The sequence below is a fragment of the Alloscardovia criceti DSM 17774 genome, from assembly GCF_000376885.1.
GTDB classification, from domain to species: Bacteria; Actinomycetota; Actinomycetes; order Actinomycetales; family Bifidobacteriaceae; genus Alloscardovia; species Alloscardovia criceti.
Genome location: NZ_AQXR01000011.1, coordinates 23,832 through 42,218, shown reverse-complemented (window position 1 = coordinate 42,218; position 18,387 = coordinate 23,832). Strand labels below are relative to the sequence as shown.

17 protein-coding genes and 4 tRNA genes are annotated in these 18,387 nt (G+C 49.0%); 4 read left to right on the top strand and 17 right to left on the bottom strand.

Translation table 11 applies throughout. From position 1 onward, the window contains the following. Positions 1 to 47: 47 nt before the first annotated feature. The 3 genes from D570_RS0105590 to D570_RS09090 are packed head-to-tail and all read right to left on the bottom strand — an operon-like array spanning position 48 to position 2,768. Entirely contained in the window at positions 48 to 641 is a 594-nt protein-coding gene (locus D570_RS0105590) for a hypothetical protein (RefSeq protein ID WP_018143407.1), read from the bottom strand. 18 nt (positions 642 to 659) lie between these two features. Next, positions 660 to 1,292, bottom strand: a complete 633-nt coding sequence (locus D570_RS0105585; RefSeq protein ID WP_018143406.1) for a YigZ family protein — start codon at positions 1,290 to 1,292, stop codon at positions 660 to 662. Next, entirely contained in the window at positions 1,293 to 2,768 is a 1,476-nt protein-coding gene (locus D570_RS09090; protein ID WP_018143405.1) for an Mbeg1-like protein, read from the bottom strand. Between the two features lie 118 nt (positions 2,769 to 2,886). On the opposite strand from D570_RS09090, the gene D570_RS0105575 reads away from it, so the two are divergent. After that, positions 2,887 to 4,506 carry a DHH family phosphoesterase gene (locus tag D570_RS0105575; protein WP_018143404.1) on the top strand — a complete coding sequence of 540 codons (1,620 nt, stop codon included), beginning with the start codon at positions 2,887 to 2,889 and terminating at the stop codon, positions 4,504 to 4,506. Positions 4,507 to 4,517: 11 nt separating this feature from the next. On the opposite strand, the gene D570_RS08595 is transcribed toward D570_RS0105575, so the two are convergent. The 3 genes from D570_RS08595 to D570_RS08590 all read right to left on the bottom strand — a co-directional run bounded on the left by D570_RS08595 (position 4,518) and on the right by D570_RS08590 (position 7,129). After that, positions 4,518 to 5,351 carry a TMEM175 family protein gene (locus tag D570_RS08595; RefSeq protein WP_018143403.1) on the bottom strand — a complete coding sequence of 278 codons (834 nt, stop codon included), beginning with the start codon at positions 5,349 to 5,351 and terminating at the stop codon, positions 4,518 to 4,520. Positions 5,352 to 5,926: 575 nt separating this feature from the next. Beyond that, positions 5,927 to 6,013: transfer RNA gene (locus D570_RS0105565), tRNA-Ser, on the bottom strand. 105 nt (positions 6,014 to 6,118) lie between these two features. Beyond that, positions 6,119 to 7,129: an EamA family transporter gene (locus D570_RS08590; protein WP_156812256.1), complete on the bottom strand. Its 1,011-nt coding sequence runs from the start codon at positions 7,127 to 7,129 to the stop codon at positions 6,119 to 6,121. A 150-nt stretch (positions 7,130 to 7,279) separates the two neighbouring features. On the opposite strand from D570_RS08590, the gene dinB reads away from it, so the two are divergent. Continuing rightward, positions 7,280 to 8,560 carry a DNA polymerase IV gene (gene dinB, locus D570_RS0105555; protein WP_018143401.1) on the top strand — a complete coding sequence of 427 codons (1,281 nt, stop codon included), beginning with the start codon at positions 7,280 to 7,282 and terminating at the stop codon, positions 8,558 to 8,560. A gap of 59 nt (positions 8,561 to 8,619) precedes the next feature. Here dinB and fdxA read toward each other — a convergent pair whose 3' ends face one another. The 11 genes from fdxA to D570_RS0105500 form a co-directional block, all read right to left on the bottom strand. Continuing rightward, the gene (fdxA, locus tag D570_RS0105550; protein ID WP_018143400.1) at positions 8,620 to 8,964 is read right to left on the bottom strand and encodes a ferredoxin; all 345 of its coding nucleotides are present in this window, start codon (positions 8,962 to 8,964) and stop codon (positions 8,620 to 8,622) included. Between the two features lie 22 nt (positions 8,965 to 8,986). Then, on the bottom strand, positions 8,987 to 10,192 hold the full coding sequence (locus tag D570_RS0105545; RefSeq protein ID WP_018143399.1) for an FAD-binding protein: 1,206 nt from the start codon (positions 10,190 to 10,192) through the stop codon (positions 8,987 to 8,989). 170 nt (positions 10,193 to 10,362) lie between these two features. Then, complete coding sequence (rpmG, locus tag D570_RS0105540) at positions 10,363 to 10,530, bottom strand: 50S ribosomal protein L33 (protein ID WP_018143398.1); 168 nt, start codon at positions 10,528 to 10,530, stop codon at positions 10,363 to 10,365. A gap of 39 nt (positions 10,531 to 10,569) precedes the next feature. Then, positions 10,570 to 10,643, bottom strand: a tRNA-Met gene (locus tag D570_RS0105535). A 1-nt stretch (position 10,644) separates the two neighbouring features. Next, positions 10,645 to 10,719, bottom strand: a tRNA-Thr gene (locus D570_RS0105530). 1 nt (position 10,720) lies between these two features. Further along, positions 10,721 to 10,802, bottom strand: a tRNA-Tyr gene (locus D570_RS0105525). Between the two features lie 184 nt (positions 10,803 to 10,986). Continuing rightward, a complete protein-coding gene (gene nrdF, locus D570_RS0105520) occupies positions 10,987 to 11,985 on the bottom strand; it encodes a class 1b ribonucleoside-diphosphate reductase subunit beta (protein WP_018143397.1) in 999 nt (332 codons plus the stop codon). 240 nt (positions 11,986 to 12,225) lie between these two features. Next, positions 12,226 to 14,376: a class 1b ribonucleoside-diphosphate reductase subunit alpha gene (nrdE, locus tag D570_RS0105515; RefSeq protein WP_018143396.1), complete on the bottom strand. Its 2,151-nt coding sequence runs from the start codon at positions 14,374 to 14,376 to the stop codon at positions 12,226 to 12,228. 193 nt (positions 14,377 to 14,569) lie between these two features. Further along, entirely contained in the window at positions 14,570 to 15,058 is a 489-nt protein-coding gene (nrdI, locus tag D570_RS0105510) for a class Ib ribonucleoside-diphosphate reductase assembly flavoprotein NrdI (protein WP_018143395.1), read from the bottom strand. A 382-nt stretch (positions 15,059 to 15,440) separates the two neighbouring features. After that, positions 15,441 to 15,734, bottom strand: coding sequence for a co-chaperone GroES (groES, locus tag D570_RS0105505; protein WP_018143394.1), 294 nt, complete (start codon positions 15,732 to 15,734; stop codon positions 15,441 to 15,443). A 94-nt stretch (positions 15,735 to 15,828) separates the two neighbouring features. Next, positions 15,829 to 16,968, bottom strand: a complete 1,140-nt coding sequence (locus tag D570_RS0105500; protein ID WP_018143393.1) for a hypothetical protein — start codon at positions 16,966 to 16,968, stop codon at positions 15,829 to 15,831. Between the two features lie 181 nt (positions 16,969 to 17,149). On the opposite strand from D570_RS0105500, the gene D570_RS0105495 reads away from it, so the two are divergent. Both D570_RS0105495 and D570_RS0105490 read left to right on the top strand, forming a co-directional pair. Further along, the gene (locus tag D570_RS0105495) at positions 17,150 to 17,344 is read left to right on the top strand and encodes an FmdB family zinc ribbon protein (protein ID WP_026181916.1); all 195 of its coding nucleotides are present in this window, start codon (positions 17,150 to 17,152) and stop codon (positions 17,342 to 17,344) included. 459 nt (positions 17,345 to 17,803) lie between these two features. After that, positions 17,804 to 18,373, top strand: a complete 570-nt coding sequence (locus D570_RS0105490) for an SAF domain-containing protein (protein WP_156812255.1) — start codon at positions 17,804 to 17,806, stop codon at positions 18,371 to 18,373. The last annotated feature ends 14 nt before the right edge of the window (positions 18,374 to 18,387 follow it).

The window sequence follows — 18,387 nt, the reverse complement described above, 5'->3', positions numbered from 1 at the left end:
CATCATTATAGCCTATTTTATGGATTATAAAGGCTTATTCCTCACGCTTAACCCAGTCTCGATGCCGCCGCGTGCGCGACATCCGGAACCGCATCCTGCGCAAGCCTGTGCAAGGTATCCGCATCCGTATTGCTATTGAGTGCCACCGCACGCCGTACCATAGCCGCTAGCACTGTTGGCGCCTTGCTATCGTCTTCGGTGCCCAGCTCGGCAAGATGACGGAGCACCTCCTGGCCTGTACGTTCATCCTCCGCACCTTCCATGCGCATGCGCCAAGTCGTAACAGGATTCATGAGTGCCTGTGCACGCACCTCAGCATCCTCATCCTTGGTTAGCCTACCCACGAGCCAATCTTTAGAATCCGTATTGGATGCCACAGCCGCACGCACTTGAGCTGAAGGATCGGTTGACAGTTTGACCAAAATATTTGGGTACGGCATATGCGTGGCCAAATAAATACGGTCCTCCTCCGGTGTATGCAGATTTCCTGCTACAGCTTCGAGCAAAGCCGTAGCACGCGAGAACGCAGCGGCATCACTGGGATCTGGAAGTGGCGTATGGCAACGTCGCGTGAGTTCCTCCGCGTCTTCAGTATGGCGCAGGAATTCGTACTCCGTCGTTAAAGAATCTTGATCTGTCATAATCTTCCCCCGTTTCGCCTACTGGATAATGGAGCCCACACGCGTGCGCACAGGCTGAATGGATGCATGAAACGTCTGTTGTATGTTCTCTTCTACCGTGTCGGCCCACTGCACGGGAACCATAAATTCGAGAGCTATTTTATCAGTAAATTCTTCTGAGGTGATTTTGCCCTGACTCTGGGCTATGACATGCTGCACGGTGGTATATTGTGCATAATCCACGGTGCAGGAAAAGTACTGAGCTGGCACGATTTCCCGTAATTGAGCCGCTTTGAGCGCGTCAGCAGCTGCCGTAGAGTATGCGCGAACCAAGCCACCAGCGCCCAGCAGAATTCCGCCAAAATATCGGGTAACGGCTATCACCGTATTCGTGGTACCGGACTGTCTCAATACCTGCAGTATGGGTTTGCCTGCGGTGCCACTGGGCTCTCCGTCATCGCTCATACGCTCTTGAAATTGTGCTTCCTCAGCTCCCACCACGGCGGCGAAGCACACGTGACGGGCCTTGGGATGCTGGGATCGTATCTTCTCCACAAAGGATACGGCCTCGTCCAGCGAATTGATATGGCACGCATCAGCGATAAATTCGGATTTTTTCTCGATATAGACGCTGTGCGCCGGTGAGTGGGAGGGGTTACCTACAGTCAGCATTTAGAGTGTATCATTTTCATCGCTTGTGCTGGAATCGCTAGATTCCGCTTCATTCTCAGAGGCGTCCTGTTCGCCGCTGTGCTCAGACAGAGCTTTTGCGACTTCTACGACTGCAGTCTCCACGCTGTGCGTACGTTCTTCCTCAGAAGATTTTTCTTCACTGCTCTCTGTTTCTTCCTCAGCTTTAGAGAAGGTTTGGCCGAGACCAAAAGGCAGGTTCTGCAAAATATCATCGAAATGAAAACTTGGACGCTCAAATCCAAAAATCATAGAGAAAAGATTCTTAAATGCAGACATCGTCACTTCTTTGTCCGCAGAATCGGAATTTTGGATAGCCTCCCACATGGCGGGAGCCGCAGACGTAATGTTATCCGCAAGCTCGGTAAAGGAAGAATATCCGGTAGATTCGAAGACCTTAAACACCGTATCGATAACGCGGCGCCGTGTTTCCAAATCCAGTGAATTCGTCCAGTCGACATATGAATTGGCGATATTCAGAGCATTTTCGGTAATACTTTCGTCACGGACAAAATCGCGTTTTTCTATATCGACCAACCAGTTATAGATAAAGTGTTGCGAGAAGGACATGGCATTGCTATGCACAACCTCATAAGGCTCGCGTCCCGAAAACATCATGCCAACGAAGGAATCTTGCGGTACAAGCTTTTTCAGTTTTGTTTCGATACGCTTGTAGCCTTCAGAATCCATGAGATCTGTGATGAAGCCTGGACCATCGAAAGAATAAATGGTCGAAATGCGCTTTTGGAGTGCCGGAGGAATTTTAGAAGCCGCAAAAACGGCCGTATTCCCGCCCTTAGAATGCCCTGAAATCATCAGCGGACGGTCAGCAGGACCATGCGTAGACACCTCTGTCACATATTCGACAGCGGAGATCTGGGATGGAATTTCCTGATGGAAGGCGAGCTCGAAATCCTCACGCCAACCCACAAAGGAGGTTTCGGTGCCACGAAAGGCGATGTACTCTTCTCCAGTAGGCAGGAGGAAGGTCATGGCAGCGAACTGCTGATCATTGTAGCGTTCCTCATGAAATTCGTACTGGAATTCACCCACCTTAATCTCACGAAAACGCGGCGAGGAAATCAACGCGCCCACGAGTTCTATCATCATGTCACGCGTAGAAGGCGATGGAAAAATGGATTCGAATGCCTCTTTGCGCCACATCGCCTCATATAAGGACACGAAACGCTCATCGTCCTTGAGGCTCACATCTTGCGTAGCCTTGCGCGTAAAGGCTTGCGACAAATCTTTCCACATCTTCTTCATCGAAGGCGTAGCAGATTCCTCCAACTTCTGCTTGTACGCATCACGCGTTTGCTGAAGACTAGGCACGTGATCGCCCTCAAGTTGCGCATATGCCAGTTGCGCTAAAATGGAGGCGTCTACGTCATTAAAGGGCACCTTATCAAAGGTTTCCAGCATATTTTCTGCATAAGAAATAATCGTGTCATCAGCCATGCTTCTATCATAAGGACAGGGTATCCCCATCGCTGTTTCGCGTGCGCTGGCTGCTGAAATGCGTTTCTCTCATAGTCGAAGGGCTTTAGATTTCTTCAAGCTGCCTTAGAATGTGACCATGTCTGAAATCTCACCCGCTCTACGCACACTCATCGAACGCACAGGTTTTACGCAGGACTATCTCCAGCGCATTAATACACCATATGCAGCTCAGCTAGACCATATGGACACCTTCGTAGCCGCGCTCCACGGTGTGAAGTCCCAAGAAATCACCATTTCGCCGGATTTTGACATGGATGGCATCACGTCCGGGATTATTTTGTACGCGGGTTTAAGCCAGTTAGGGTTTCATATCAATATCAATATTCCTGATTACACCTATGGTCATGATTTTTCTATCGAAGATGTGAAAGATATCGTCGGCAGCTTTCCGAATACAAAGGTGATTTTGACCTGCGATAGTGGCATTAATTCTGCCGAAGGCATTAAATATGCGCAGTCTCTGGGCATGCAGGTGCTGGTTACGGATCATCACGAGCAAGAAATTGACTGCCCGGCCGAAGCTTTTATCAATCCTTGCCAATTTAATTCCACATTCCCACTGCCGGGCATTTGCGGTGCTGCGGTGGCATATTTGCTCGTTGTGGCGTATGCGCGCACCTACGCATCGCCAGAGGAATGCAAGTTTCTCGATTTACTGCAACTTTTTGCAGGCATTGGCACGGTTTCGGACGTTATGCCTCTGATTCATGATAACCGTTTCTTAGTGCGCAAATCTTTGCAACTATCCCGCGAATTAGTACACAACCCTCATGCCCTGCGTGCTTTGCAGTCCACTCCTTCCGTACACCCACGATTTTTAACCGCTTTTGAAGGGTACAATCAGCTGCTTCAGGAACTGCGCATTGCCGAAAATAATCTGGGTGAAAGTTTTTATGGCTACACACTAGCGCCCATGTTTAATGCTCCGCGCCGCGTAGGCACGCCGATGCAGGATGCTTTCGATATTTTCTTGTCTGAGGATGCGGAAGAAAGACGCCAAGCCATCGTCCATCTGATAGCAGCGAACACACAACGCAAGCAGTCCGTGCAAGACTATTTGCACACAATCGACGATACTTACGCGCCTTATGTGTATATAACAGATGCTCCACAGGGCATGCTGGGCTTACTGGCAGGACATCTTATGCATGAATCACAGCTTCCTACAGCCGTAGTGCATGTCACCTCCGAGTCTGGAGACAGCATTGAGGGTTCTATGCGCTCGCCGGACTATTATCCTATTGTCGACAGTCTCAATAATGTTCACGGTTTAGAGGTCGTAGGACATCAAGGTGCCGGCGGCGTCAAAGGACCGTTGCAGTCACTGCTGGATGCTTTGCAGGATGTAAAAATTCCTGATGATTGGGAGAAAGAACCTGCACTCATTATCGGCACAGAAAACAATGACGTGGCGTGGTATAACGAGAATGCTCTCAAAGAGATTGCCGATTTTTTGGACTCCATCGGACCTTTTGGCAAAAATTTCGAGTATCCAGTCATCGAATTGCACGTCCCTTACACTGCTCAGGTGGACTACATTGGCAAAGAAAAGCAGCACATGAAAATTTCTGCTCCGGGTTGCCCACCTGTGCTTGTGTGGAATACGCATGAACTTCCCGCCAATGGCATTCAGATACGCTTTAATTACAACGTTTTCCGAGGATTTACAACCTTGCAGATGATTGCACAGAATTAGGCCTGCCGAGGCTAGCCTCGGTCGCCATCATTTCTACGACGTCGTTGGCGCATAAATGAACGCTGGATTATTTCGTGATAAATCGTTGGCTGTTTTAAACCATTGCGTGCGTGGTAAAGACCTACACGGTATCGGCGAACGAATTGCAAAACCGGGATAACAATGAACATGATAATGCCCACATGAGGCAGGAAAAACGCAATAATGACGGCAGCTGCGTCCCACAAGGTACGCATAACGAAATCACGACGCATCACCTGCTTCGCATAGTCACTCGTGTATGCCGAATCCATATACTCCGAATCCACAAGATGATAGCGCAGCACGAGCTGCTGCATACGCATACCAATTTCTGCCACGATAAGAACCAGCACACCATATGCGGGCACGGAAACGCGTGGATCTTGATACGAAAACATAAATTTGGTAAACAGCGGAATCAGGCAGACACCAAAGAAGAAAACGAAATCCAACGTAATAATTGGAACATTCGAATGGTGCACTATCGCCATGAGCCTAGCACGTTCAAAATAAAAATTCGAAATGACTAAAAAGCTCAAGGCAAATAAGCAAATTTGTCGGATAAACGTGCCTACTCCCTCTGCTGTTTCCGGAGTGGAAATTTCGAGCACCAAAATGGTCATGGCGATGGCGAAGATCCCATCTGCGAGCGCGCTCATGTGGTCATGGATAAAACCTTGCTGGTTGCTTTGCAGGGCGTCTTGGGATTCGCGATCGAAAGTCTCCTTGTGCAAGGGATTGGTGGTGGTAGTAGTAGTAGTTGTTTGAGCTTGGAATTGATTTTGAGGTGCTGTCTTTGAACGGTTTCTACCTTGGGGTTTCATCTCTTCCCTCTTTTCCTACTTCTTTCCTACTTCCACATCGTTCCGGATACATTCCACCTTACGCGGTCATTAAGCCTGCCTAAGACAAAATAGTGCGGATTGTCATCATCAAATTTAGTGCGAAAACCCCGCTGTGTGCCTGTGACGCACCTTCGATTTTCGAAACCTGATGGTGCCTGAAACAGCCTTATTTTCACATACAGGGCGTGGTGATTCATTTCAAAAGTCAAGAAATGCGGAAAATCGAGCTGGTTGAACACCGGAATAATAATCAATTACGTGCAAATAACAACTATGAACACAAACATGCTCATTGGAAAGTTTCAAACTCAGCTCCTCAAAGCTGATCCTCTCCTACTGCATTGTAGATGACACGGAAGAGTGGAAAACTATTCCCCGTGCTCCCAACCATGATTTTTCCCCTATCTGGTCCCCTACGAGATGACCGTCATTACCCGTCTATAACCGTTAATAACCAGTTTACACGGTTGAGGATGTACGGGCTGTAATCGTTGAAAACACTAGGGAATTGGCATAAAAAAGCCGTTCTAAGAATTGTCTTAGAACGGTATCCGCGGAGACGAGGAGATTCGAACTCCTGAACCGCTTACGCAGTTAACACCTTAGCAGGGTGCCCCTTTCGGCCACTCAGGCACGTCTCCGTTGCTCATTTCACGATTGCGAAACATGCAACTTTGCTAGTTTATCATTTTTTTGCTCAAGAGCAAATCGGTGTGTACACTAACGCTCGACCCAATGAGCTCGGCCTAATCGATGACATTCACTTCTTCGGTTTTGCCTTCTTCATTCGTCATCGTCGTATGTTTGCGCGAGGTCAACTCATGCGTTGGGAGCGGATCCGCATCGCTCGAGAAGCTAATCATTACCGCCAGCACAATAATGCCCACTCCGAGGAAATCAAACACGCCTGGTCGCGCTCCGAAAAGCAAAGTTACGAGCAGATTGACCACAGGCAGCAAGGCTTGCATGACGGAGAAGCGGTTTGCAGAAACTCGGCGCATCAACACCTGATCGAGCACATACGAAATAATCGAGGAACACACGCTGATAATGAGCAGAATGATCAGCAATTTAATAATTCCGCCGTTTTCGTGCGCCCACGTGGCTCGAGCAGTCGGATGGAAAACCTGCGTTACCGCAGGATAGCCGATGAGGCACGTTTGAATAATCCATCCTAAAGTCAATGAAACCGTTAAATTATCCAAACCCGAAGATCCATGCGCCACCATACGCCCCAAAACGATGTACGTCGCCCACAGCGCACCACTGGCGCAAATGGCAATCAGCCCCGGAATGGAAGACGGTCCCAAACTAAAAAGTGACGAGCCTGCCAGCGTGAGAAGACCAACGAAAGCGAGGAAAGCGCCGAGGTATTCACGCCATGTACGTCCGGTAAACACTGCCACGGATAATGGGCCGATGAATTCAATAGCTGTGGCCACACCGGAATTCAAGGTGTCGATAGCGATATAAAAAACGCCGCTCATGCCTACGACCGCCACACCAAGTCCTGCGAAGATAATCCACGTTTTCAGGTCACGCGGTAGCTTTTTGCGTTTTTCTGCGGAAAATGGGCGGCGCCATATCAACATAATGACCACGGCAAAAGCCATACGCCACCAGGAGACCAAAAGGGGATCTAGCTGCGTAAATGCTACTGTGCTGATTTCATTAGAAAAGGAAATCGACAAGGTTTGAATTGCTAGAACTACCAACACCGGCGAGGTGTTCAGCATATTGGACATCCACTTCTTCACACAAACACACTACGGAAATATCAGGACACCCGCCCTTCTTCTCCCTCTCTGTTTCCCCTCCCCGCACCAACACCACAACATCCTGCCCGACTTCCTCGGCTCGCACAACACATCTTTTCCTTTACACCGCCTTCTCGCTACTATGGATGCATGAGCACCGCACCGAGAAACGCAGCCGTGAAAAAAGATTGGGGTCACGACGCATCAGGCTGCACAATTTTGCACATTGACATGGATGCCTTCTATGCATCGTGCGAAATTCGCCGCCATCCGGAGCTCCACGACAAGCCCGTTATCATCGGCACAGGAGCACGGTCCGTCGTGTCTGCGGCAAATTACGAAGCGCGCCGTTTTGGCGTAAACTCCGCCATGCCCGTATCTCGCGCTCGCAAGCTGTGCCCGCAAGGTGTATTTTTGCCGGTGGACATGAAGTATTATCGCGATATTTCTGCTCAAGTTTTTGAACTTTTTAGCCAGGTCACGGATCAGATTGAACGTGTCAGCGTAGATGAATGCTATATGGATGTCAAATCCGCCCTGCTTCTGTGGAAATCTCCGGTAACTATCGCCCAGTGGATTCGTAAAACCGTGTTTGAACGTTTGGGTTTGACCTGCTCAGTAGGCATTGCATCCAACAAACTCATAGCAAAAATCGCATCGACGAATGCAAAACCCAACGGCATGCTACTCATACCGCGCAACCAGCACGCTGAATTCATCCAGATGATGCCCGTGCGTTCGCTGCCCGGTGTGGGTCCTGCCACCCAGAACGCTCTGGAAAAGTATGGCATTCGTACCGTAAAAGAGCTTGCTGCCCTGCGCGAGACCGATATTGTCCGCGCAGTGGGTTCGCAGGCGATTGGACACATGCTGTACAACGCCTCTCACGGTGAGGATGAGCGTGCCGTGACCACACATTACGAACCCAAATCTATCGGTACGGAACGCACTTTTGCTGAAGACACGCGAGACGCGCGAACCGTGCTCAATCTTTTGCGCCAGTGCTGCGATTCCACGGCATCGCATCTGCGCGCTCAAGGTTTAGTGGCTCGAACGGTCAGCGTGAAATTACGTTTCGCAAATCTACGCTATGTGAGCAAGGCTTGCACCATGGATGTGCCCACACAGTCCGCTTCGGACCTATTTTTCTATGCAAAAAGGCTTTTTCAGCAGCTGCTCCCCCGAGACACGGAAGACGAAGAATTATCCCAATACATCCGACTCGCAGGCATCAGCACATCCAATTTGAGCGATGCGACAGCCACCGTGATTCAGCCTAGCTTTGATGACCTCTTTGATGAGGAGGGCCACGACGCCAGAGCAGCGGACCGCACCCTCAGCAAAGCCAAGGAACAGAATTTAGCCGCGGAACGCACCTTGGATGATATTCGTCAGCGTTTTGGCAATTCCTCGATTAATTTCGGCATTTAACATGCGAAAAGAACACGAAAAAGGGATGAGCTCAAGCTCATCCCTAGAAAAGTTCCGGATTATTTCAAACTATTTAAATACTCGGCATTGATATCCGATGGAAGCTTTGCAATATCCTCGTGATCGTGATCGATAGGACCAGCACTCATGGCACCACCAAAATCGCCAATTTCTGCGAAATAATCATCCGCTACAGCCTTGTACCATGCCCAATCATCTGGCAAATCATCCTCATAGAAGATAGCCTCCGTAGGGCAAACAGGCTCGCAGGCCCCACAATCGACGCATTCATTAGGGTTGATATATAACGTGCGTGGGCCTTCGTATATGCAATCGACTGGGCATTCATCGACGCATGCCCTATCTTTGACATCCACGCATGGTTCAGCAATTACATAAGTCATACTTGTAACTGTACTCCGTCTTTTATAATTCCACGCCGATAAACACCGGCTCCGGCACGAGAGTGACACCATACGTGCGGCGCACACCATCGCGGATTGTGCGTGCCAGCTCTATGACATCCGCCGTCTGAGCTCCCCCGCGGTTAGACAGCACCAGCGTATGTACTGTAGACAGGCCAGCTTTGCTCTCCTCGGATATCTTGTAGCCTGGCTTAAAACCAGCATGATCGATCAGCCATGCAGCCGAGGTTTTTATTGCAGGACTACCATCGGCGAATTGCGCAGGGAATTTTGGCGCATCCTCCGGCAGCTTTGCAGCCTGCTCAGGGCTGATCATAGGATTCATAAAGAAGGAGCCACAGCTGAATTTATTGCGGTCCTCCGCGCCCTTAAGAGCTTCTGCATCCCCCTCCTGAGCGTCACGCGTGCCCTGCATCCATGCATTGGTATAACGATGCAGATCTTCGAGCACGCCCTTGGACTCGCGAATGTGCAAAACCGCCGTACGAATTTGCGCAATATCGAATTCTTGACCGACTTCCACGTTTAACGCGTGTGCCAGTTGCGCCATATTCACCGTGTTTTTCGCGGAATGCAGCAACTGGAAGGTCACTTCCAGCACGATATAACGCGGCGATGGGAAGTATTGGCTTGGCGCACTGTGAGCGCCATGGGTGTACATGCTTTGCTTAAGCACAGAATTACGGTACGAAAAATCCAACTCGGATACGTTGAGCACGCGCACGGTTTTTGTTTCGCGATCCCAGACTTCTACACTGTGGACAATGGACGCCACTTCTTGACCATACGCGCCAATGTTTTGTACCACGCTTGCACCCACTGTGCCTGGGATGCCAGATAATGCTTCCGCCCCCGCAAGCCCCATGCGCACGCAGTAGGCTACAAAATCATCCCAATGCACACCCGCCGTAGCACTGACAGTAGTAAGAGATGCAGCGCCCTCTTCTACCGGCGCCGCTTCATCAAGAATAGAAATCTGTCTGCGCGCATCGCGCACAACAACCCCATCGAAATCCTTATCAGAGACGAGCATATTTGATCCGCCACCGATGACACAGAGCGATTTACCTTCGACATCCGCCATAATAATCGCTTCTAAAAAGCTGGCTCGAGAGTCTGGCTCAACAAACTGGGCGATTGCTCCGCCCACTGCCATGGTCGTAATGTCTGCAAAACGTGGTGTATCAGATGTAGTCATAATGTTCATTGTACTTTCAGCATGGCACTATGCGAATGGGAGAAATGTTTGGATGGTGGCGAGAATTCTGCTGAACTTTATTCTTCACGGTCAGCTCAATAAGCGCTCGAAACGGCACAGAACTCAAAAAAGATACAAAAAAACCCGGTGAAAACCGGGCTTTGCAAAATCTAAAAGATTTATCGTGTCTCACGGTGAAGAGTCATGCGACCGTCACGTGGGCAGAACTTCATGAGTTCCAAACGATCTGGGGTGTTACGACGATTCTTGGTCGTCTGATAGTTACGTTCCTTGCATTCGGTGCACGCCAGCGTAATGCCTGGACGAATATCGGCGCTTTTTGCCATTGTTCACCTTCCATAAAATAAAATAGACAATTGCCTTTGTAGCGAGAGAGAGACTCGAACTCTCGACCTTACGATTATGAGTCGTACGCTCTAGCCAGCTGAGCTATCCCGCTATGGAGCCTCGAGCGGGAATTGGACCCGCGACCTCTTCCTTACCAAGGAAGTGCTCTACCACTGAGCTATCGAGGCGTGGCGGATAGTGGATTCGAACCACTGAAGGCGAAGCCGGCGGATTTACAGTCCGCTCCCTTTGACCGCTTGGGAAATCCGCCAGGGTTTCCTAATCTGTCGATTGGCAACTTGAATAGTATGCCACGAATTTCTACACGCCGCAAGTGTTCGCCTGCGGCGTGTCGAAGTTTTATTTTCAATTATGAGCTAGACCACATTTACGAGCTCCTATGAGCCTTAGTATGCGGCCGTTGTACACCTCAAAATGCGAGGAATAACAAAGCCTTAGAAGTCCCAGTCATCATCATCGGTTTCCACAGCCTTACCCATGACATAGGATGAGCCAGAGCCCGAGAAGAAGTCGTGATTTTCATCCGCATTCGGGCTCAAAGAAGCGATGATGGCAGGATTGACATCTGTGGCATCTGCTGGGAACAATGCTGGGTAGCCCAGATTCATCAAAGCCTTGTTTGCGTTGTAGCGCAGGAACTTCTCCACATCCTCAACCAAGCCCACGCCGGAGTACAAAGACTCGGTGTATTCTGCTTCGTTGTCGTACAATTCGTTCAGCAAATCGTAGGTGTAGTCTTCGAGCTCTTGACGCTTCTCTTCGCTGACTCGTTCCAAGCCCTTCTGATACTTGTAACCAATGTAGTAGCCGTGCACAGCCTCATCACGGATGATCAGACGGATCACATCTGCCGTATTGGTCAGCTTTGCGTGGCTGGAGAAGTACATTGGCAAATAGAATCCTGAGTAGAAGAGGAAGGATTCGAGCAAGGTCGACGCTACCTTACGCTTCAAAGGATCGTCACCTTCGTAGTAATCCAGTACGATGCTGGCCTTCTTCTGCAAGTACTCGTTTTCTTCCGACCATGCAAACGCCTCGTCAATCTGCTTAGTGCTGGCCAGCGTGGAGAAAATAGAAGAATAGCTCTTTGCATGCACGGATTCCATAAAGGAAATATTGGTATATACAGCCTCTTCATGCGGTGTCAAGGCATCCGGAATCAACGACACAGCACCCACCGTGCCCTGAATCGTATCGAGCAGTGTCAAGCCTGTGAAGACGCGCATGGTCAATGTATGCTCTTCTTCGGTCATAGCGTTCCAAGATGGCAAATCGTTGGAAATTGGCACCTTTTCAGGCAACCAGAAGTTTCCTGTTAAGCGATCCCATACTTCCAAATCCTTTTCGTCTTCGAGACGATTCCAATTGATAGCACTGACTCGATCAATCAGTTTTAATGGCTTGCGTGGCACGGAAATTGGTACTGTTACCATGACTCTGCTCCTCTTCGTTATCTAAAATCTAGCTTGCGTGGCAATGGCTAGATTGTGAGTTTTGCTGTGTGACTGAAAAATTGGCAAATAAAATCAAAAGATATGTGTATGGTCAGCTTGAATGAATTGCCAATATGGTCATTCAAGCTGACCGATAGCGTTCTTCGAGCTTAGCAAGAAAACGTTACGAAGCTCAAAACGTCACCAAGATTCTTTCGGAGAATTGATTCTCCACGAATCTTAGAGCATGCAGGATACGCAGCCTTCTACTTCCGTACCTTCAAGCGCGGCCTGACGGATACGAATGTAGTACAAGGTCTTAATGCCCTTGCGCCATGCGTAAATCTGCGCCTTGTTTACGTCACGCGTGGTGGCGGTATCTGGGAAGAAGAGCGTCAAAGACAGGCCCTGATCCACGTGCTGAGTTGCCTCGGCATAGGTATCGATAATCTTTTCCCAACCAATTTCGTAAGCATCATCGTAGTACTCGAGATTGTCATTCGTCATGTATGGCGCTGGGTAGTATACGCGGCCCAGCTTTCCTTCCTTACGAATTTCAATCTTCGATACGAGTGGGTGGATGGAGCTAGTGGAGTGGTTGATATAGGAAATAGAACCGGTTGGAGGCACAGCCTGGAGGTTCTGGTTGTAAATACCATCCTTAAGGATTGCATCGCGCAGCTCTGCCCAGTCTTCCACGGTTGGAATGCGGATGCCGAACTGTGCAAACAAGTCCTTGACCTTCTGAGTCTTTGGCTCCAGCGAGCGCGAACCGTCCGTGTACTTGTCGAAGTAGTTGCCCTGTCCTGCTGGCTTGGCGTATGCGGAGGTCTTGAAGCTCTTGAAGGCACTGCCACGCTCGACTGCAATCTTGTGGCTGGCACGGTATGCGTGGTATGCCACGGTCATGAAGTACATATCCGTGAAATCGAGAGCTTCTGGAGAGCCGTAGAACATCTTTTCACGCGAAAGGAAGCCGTGCAGATTCATCTGCCCCAGACCAATAGCGTGACCTTCTTCATTTCCGCGCTTGATAGAAGGCACGGATTCAATGCTGGTGTGGTCCGCTACGGAAGTCAATGCGTAAATTGCACGTTCAACCGTGTCTGCCAGTCCGCCGTCCATAGCCTTGGCAATATTCAAGGATCCGAGATTGCAGGAAATATCGCGACCTACGTGTGCGAAGGTGAGGTCTTCGTTGAGCACGCTTGGCTCTTGGACCTGCAGAATTTCCGAGCACAGGTTGGACATGGTAATACGACCGTCGATTGGGTTGGCCTTGTTTACCGTGTCTTCGAACACGATGTAAGGATAGCCGGACTCGAACTGAATTTCCGCAATGGTACGGAAGAAGTCACGTGGGTTGATATAGGTCTTCTTAATACGTGGATTATTGACCATATCGTAGTAGTTTTCGGTAATAGGCACATCTGCGAATGGCTTGCCGTATTCACGTTCGACATCGTATGGGCTAAACAGAGCCATTGGCTCTTTCTTCTTTGACAATTCGAAGGTAATGTCTGGGATGACCACACCCAAAGACAGAGTCTTAATACGAATCTTTTCGTCCGCATTTTCGCGCTTGGTATCCATGAAAGTGAGGATATCTGGGTGGTGTGCACTCAAATACACCGCACCTGCACCTTGGCGTGCGCCCAGCTGGTTTGCATAGGAGAAGGAATCCTCCAACAGCTTCATCACAGGAACCACACCAGAAGACTGGTTTTCGATGTGCTTAATTGGCGCACCCTGCTCACGCAAATTGGACAGAAGCAGCGCTACGCCGCCGCCGCGCTTGGACAGCTGCAGGGATGCGTTGATGGCGCGAGAAATGGACTCCATATTGTCCTCGATACGCACCAAGAAACAGGATACTGGCTCGCCGCGCTGTGCCTTTCCAAGGTTCAGGAAGGTTGGTGTGGCTGGCTGGAAACGACCTGTGATAATTTCTTCCACGAATTCCATAGCCTTGGTTTCATCACCTGCGGCTAATTCCAAAGCCACAGCTACGGTACGCTGCTCAAAGTTTTCGAGATATTGCTTTCCATCGAAGCTCTTCAAAGCGTACGAAGAGTAGAACTTGAAGGCACCGAGGAAGGTTTCGAATTTGAAGTGGAAAGAGTCGGCAAAAACGTAAATCTTATCCAAGAATTCCGGCGAATATGCCGCAAAAACATCCTTGTTGTAGTACAAATTATCAAACAGATAATTGAGACGTTCCTGTACGGATGCAAAGGTCTTGGTTTTTTCTGCAACTTCGCCCTCTACGAAAAGCTTTGCTGCAGCAATATCCTTGTCAAACTGGATTTGGTGATTTTCATCGTAAAGATTGAGCATCGCGTTGAGCGCGTGGTAATCCTTCGATGCATCATAAACGGCTGTTTCTGCCATATTTTTCTCCTGAATTTCTCGGATAAGAATGTGTATCCGTACGATAACTCTGGTCGATTTTACTCTGAATAACGGGGTGAGACGTGAAAAACACAGTGGTATTTTTCACGTTTCCGTATCTTCGTCATTAAGTTTTGCTTTTATTGAATTTTTAGTTTTTCGTTTTTTTAGTTATGTTGGTGGGCTTCATATTTTAAGCCGCCGCCCGGTTGGTGAAAAAATCCACCACGCCTTGGGTTACTTTCTTTCTGTCCGTCTGCGTTCCCATCAATTCGAAGTAATACATGAAAGGAACTTTACATTTTGCTGCGACCATGTCTCCTGCCATGCAAAATGCTTCGCCAAAATTGGTATTTCCGCTGGCAATAACGCCTCGAATGCCTGCTCGATTTGCAGGATCGTTGAGGAATTTTTTCACTTGCACGGGTACTGCTTTTTTCGCCGTACCTCCGCCGTAGGTAGGAACCACCAAGATATAGGGCTCATCGACATTTAATGCAGGATCTTTAGGCTTAAGTGGAATGCGATATACGTTAATTCCATGATCCTGAAGCTTACAGTTGTGGATAAAACGCGAGGTGTTTTCAGAAGCCGAAGAAAAATATACGACTGCACCGATTGCGTTGCCAGCCGCTGCTAATTCGGGTTGGCTGAGCTCGCGTTTTTGCGCAATATCCTCCATAGAGGGATGCCTCCTCATCTACGATTAATCTGTACTCAACTACTATATATACGTATGCTTACTTTTCAAACACGGGTTATATAGTGCTTTCACAACACGCATGGGTTTGAGCCAAAAACTTCATACGCGGAATTTTCCAGCTCGGCGTTTCGCACTTTTTTCCACGGTGAGCAAAACGACTTGCCCTTTCTACACTCGAGGAGGATACTGCAGTGACCTCAAGGAAAGCTTAAAAAAACTCTGCGAAATGCGCGCCCGGAAAAGGCGAGAGCATATTTTAAACACACAGACATAAAAAATTCTCCGTATGATCTACTCATACGGAGAATCGGTTGTAAAAATACCCAGTACTTATGTACCGTAATACATTCCTAGTTCATAATTAGTTCAAAATTGCAAGAACGTCACGAGAACCAAGAATCAAGTAATCCTCACCCTTGTAGGTTACTTCGGTGCCGCCATACTTGGAATACAGAACCTTATCGCCTACCTTTACGTCAACTGGGATACGCTCACCAGCGTCGTTGCGACGTCCTGGTCCTACAGCAAGAACCTCACCCTGCTGTGGCTTTTCCTTTGCGCTATCTGGGATGACCAAACCAGAAGCGGTGGTGGTTTCAGCAGCAGCCTGCTTCAAGATAATCTTGTCTTCCAAAGGTGTGAGTGCAAATGCCATTGCTTCTCCTTTCCGTTTGCTATTAACCTCAGCATTAAATTTATCACTAAATGTGCAAAACTTGCTAATTACCGGCTCAACTTTTTGATTTATTTTACTGACGGCGCATTTCGAAAATGCTTTCCACGCTCAGTTGGGAGCCGTGCAGGTCTGAAGATGCCGGTTTTTTCTGGGATTCTGCCGATGTGTCGGCAAAATCCTGTGCTGTAGATTTCTGTGTAGCCGCGTCCTGAGCAGGGACGTTCCGCACCGGCGCAGGCTGCACAAGAGTACGCGGGAGCTGCTTTTTCGTCTGCTTATTTTTCCCCGGCGCCTGCGTATCTGCAGCAGACTGGATCAGTGGACGCGTTTGAGCATGACTTTGCACAGTGTTGCGTGCCACCGTAGCCTGAGGGCGCGCAGAAGGCGTCAAATCGGACTTGCTCCTCGTGCCCGCTGCAGTATCACTTGCAGGGATAAAAACGTCATACTGTGGCGGAACGGCCACAGATACCTGCTTCGTCGACTTAATTTCACGGCTGTGCACATCGTCTTCTGCTACGCGCACTGTGCTCGTCACGCCGTGTAACGGAGCTGCATGTGTACTCAACTGATGTTTAACTGTCTCAAACTCAATTGTTTTCACTGTATCAACAGCGAACAGTGGCTGTGATGGTACCGTCTGATGCTCAGTCGTTTCCTCTGCTTCCTTCCCCACCGTTGCACTTTGCGCCTGAGGAGTGTCTACATAAGTAGTCACCGAGAAAAGCGCTTCCTGCTCACATTGTTTTTTAAAATCTTCGAATTCTTTTTCCCACTGTACAGCAGCTCGGCTCGTTCGCACTCCCAAGATGAGCACGATACCCAGAAGAGCTCCAGGAATGGCCGTAAACCAGTAAGTGAAATGGAGGACATACGCGCCTGCTACGGTTGCAAGGGTGCCGACTGTAAGCAGAGCTACTAATATCTGCCGATTTCGTATGCCCCTCTTTCTTTGTTCACGCACACGCTGTACATTGCGTGGATGGAAGCGTTTCACATCGCGAATTTTGCCGTTGACTGGCATCACCGCTCGCAATTCATCACGCACATACGCATCGTCATTGTCGAGCACACGTAGCGATGTGGAGTATTTATCCTCTAGGTGGCGTGAAGCATTTCTGAGGCTTTTCATCGTTCTTGACGGAATCACGCCCACAAGCACCACAAGTGCTATAGCAATCAGCACAATGCCACTGAGAGATTGAATATCCATAACTTCTACAATAAATGACAAGCATGGAATTTTGTATCAATTTTTCGGTGTGTTGTGCAATTTTTTGGACATCCGTGTGAATCTCGCCACATTTGTGAATTTTCACTCACAGCAGGTGCGCAGACCCTCGTATGTCACGCGTGCAATTAGTATAGACACGTTAGCTTTTTTAGGAGGAACAGTGCCTACATATCATTATCGTTGCAAGAATTGTGGTTATGATTTCACAAAGGTGCAGTCTTTTTCCGATGAGCCTATTACTCAGTGTCCACAATGCCACGAGCCACAGGTACACAAGGTGTATTCTGTAGCGGGAATTACATTTAAGGGATCTGGCTTCTACCGCACGGATAAGGCATCGAGCTCAGCACAGTAGAAGTCTCTTCATCCTTTCTTCTCACAAATAATTCTTTTGCAAGATACCACACGCTAGTTGCTCCTGCCCGTACAACTTTTCGTGTGGAGTTTTGTTGTTTGGCATTGTAGTTCATTTTTTCTGCCCGTAAGCTAATCTGCGATATTTTTCTGAGTTCAGGCGTGTTATCCACATCCGTCAACAACTTCCGTACTGCTTTGCTCCAGACCTCGAGCAGGTTTACATAGAAGTATGAAAACTCCACGCACACCATATGGAGAGCACAGACGCTCTCGCACACCCCCAGCTGCGACTGCAGAACACGCACGCCCCGATACCCGTCGCGCACGCACCCGCGAACGTCATAGAAACAGAGCTACACCTTCCGCCATCTCACGTCCTACTGTACGGCAAAGGATTATTACCTGGATATATGTGCGTTTCTACTCCAGCGCTCACAAGCGGCGACGTAGCCACCAGTTGCTTGTTAGCTTTTTCCTGCTCTGTGCTGGTCTGGGTGTACTGATTACCGCTGGGTTACTCCATGCATCACACAGAAGCACCCACGTAGTAGCGCTCAATCGCACACTGTATCAAGGCACGGTTATTTCCGAGGATGATCTTTCGTATACTGCCATCAATTCTGGCATCGATACGCAGACCCTCGTCAGCGATGCGCACAGCATCGTTGGGAAGATGAGTCCTGTGACGCTCAGCAAGGGAAGCGTGATTCCGAAGACCCTTATCACCGATGTGCCTATACTCCCCCGCGGGTATGCCTGCATCGATATCAGAGTTGCAAGCTCCTTATCCACCATTCGTGTGGGCGATAACATTGCGTTGATTTCTTCGGAGGAAAGCATCTCCGACGATGCCATCGTCATGAACATCCCAGAAACGCCGAAAAGCTCGAATGTGTTATGGCAGGATACTGATGCCCAATCTGCGCTAGTGACGATTGCACTACCCGCTGAAGATGCGGTTCGTGTGCTCAGCGCGCAAAGTACTGTGCCCATTATCGCAGTACCTTCGTCGAAGGATCCACAATAATGGGCACACATAAT

Coding starts and splice junctions, on each gene's coding strand:
- D570_RS0105590 (WP_018143407.1), bottom strand. CDS start 641: ATGACAGATCAAGATTCTTTAACGACGGAGTACGAATTCCTGCGCCAT.
- D570_RS0105585 (WP_018143406.1), bottom strand. CDS start 1,292: ATGCTGACTGTAGGTAACCCCTCCCACTCACCGGCGCACAGCGTCTAT.
- D570_RS09090 (WP_018143405.1), bottom strand. CDS start 2,768: ATGGCTGATGACACGATTATTTCTTATGCAGAAAATATGCTGGAAACC.
- D570_RS0105575 (WP_018143404.1), top strand. CDS start 2,887: ATGTCTGAAATCTCACCCGCTCTACGCACACTCATCGAACGCACAGGT.
- D570_RS08595 (WP_018143403.1), bottom strand. CDS start 5,351: ATGAAACCCCAAGGTAGAAACCGTTCAAAGACAGCACCTCAAAATCAA.
- dinB (WP_018143401.1), top strand. CDS start 7,280: ATGAGCACCGCACCGAGAAACGCAGCCGTGAAAAAAGATTGGGGTCAC.
- fdxA (WP_018143400.1), bottom strand. CDS start 8,964: ATGACTTATGTAATTGCTGAACCATGCGTGGATGTCAAAGATAGGGCA.
- D570_RS0105545 (WP_018143399.1), bottom strand. CDS start 10,192: ATGAACATTATGACTACATCTGATACACCACGTTTTGCAGACATTACG.
- rpmG (WP_018143398.1), bottom strand. CDS start 10,530: ATGGCAAAAAGCGCCGATATTCGTCCAGGCATTACGCTGGCGTGCACC.
- nrdF (WP_018143397.1), bottom strand. CDS start 11,985: ATGGTAACAGTACCAATTTCCGTGCCACGCAAGCCATTAAAACTGATT.
- nrdE (WP_018143396.1), bottom strand. CDS start 14,376: ATGGCAGAAACAGCCGTTTATGATGCATCGAAGGATTACCACGCGCTC.
- nrdI (WP_018143395.1), bottom strand. CDS start 15,058: ATGGAGGATATTGCGCAAAAACGCGAGCTCAGCCAACCCGAATTAGCA.
- groES (WP_018143394.1), bottom strand. CDS start 15,734: ATGGCATTTGCACTCACACCTTTGGAAGACAAGATTATCTTGAAGCAG.
- D570_RS0105500 (WP_018143393.1), bottom strand. CDS start 16,968: ATGGATATTCAATCTCTCAGTGGCATTGTGCTGATTGCTATAGCACTT.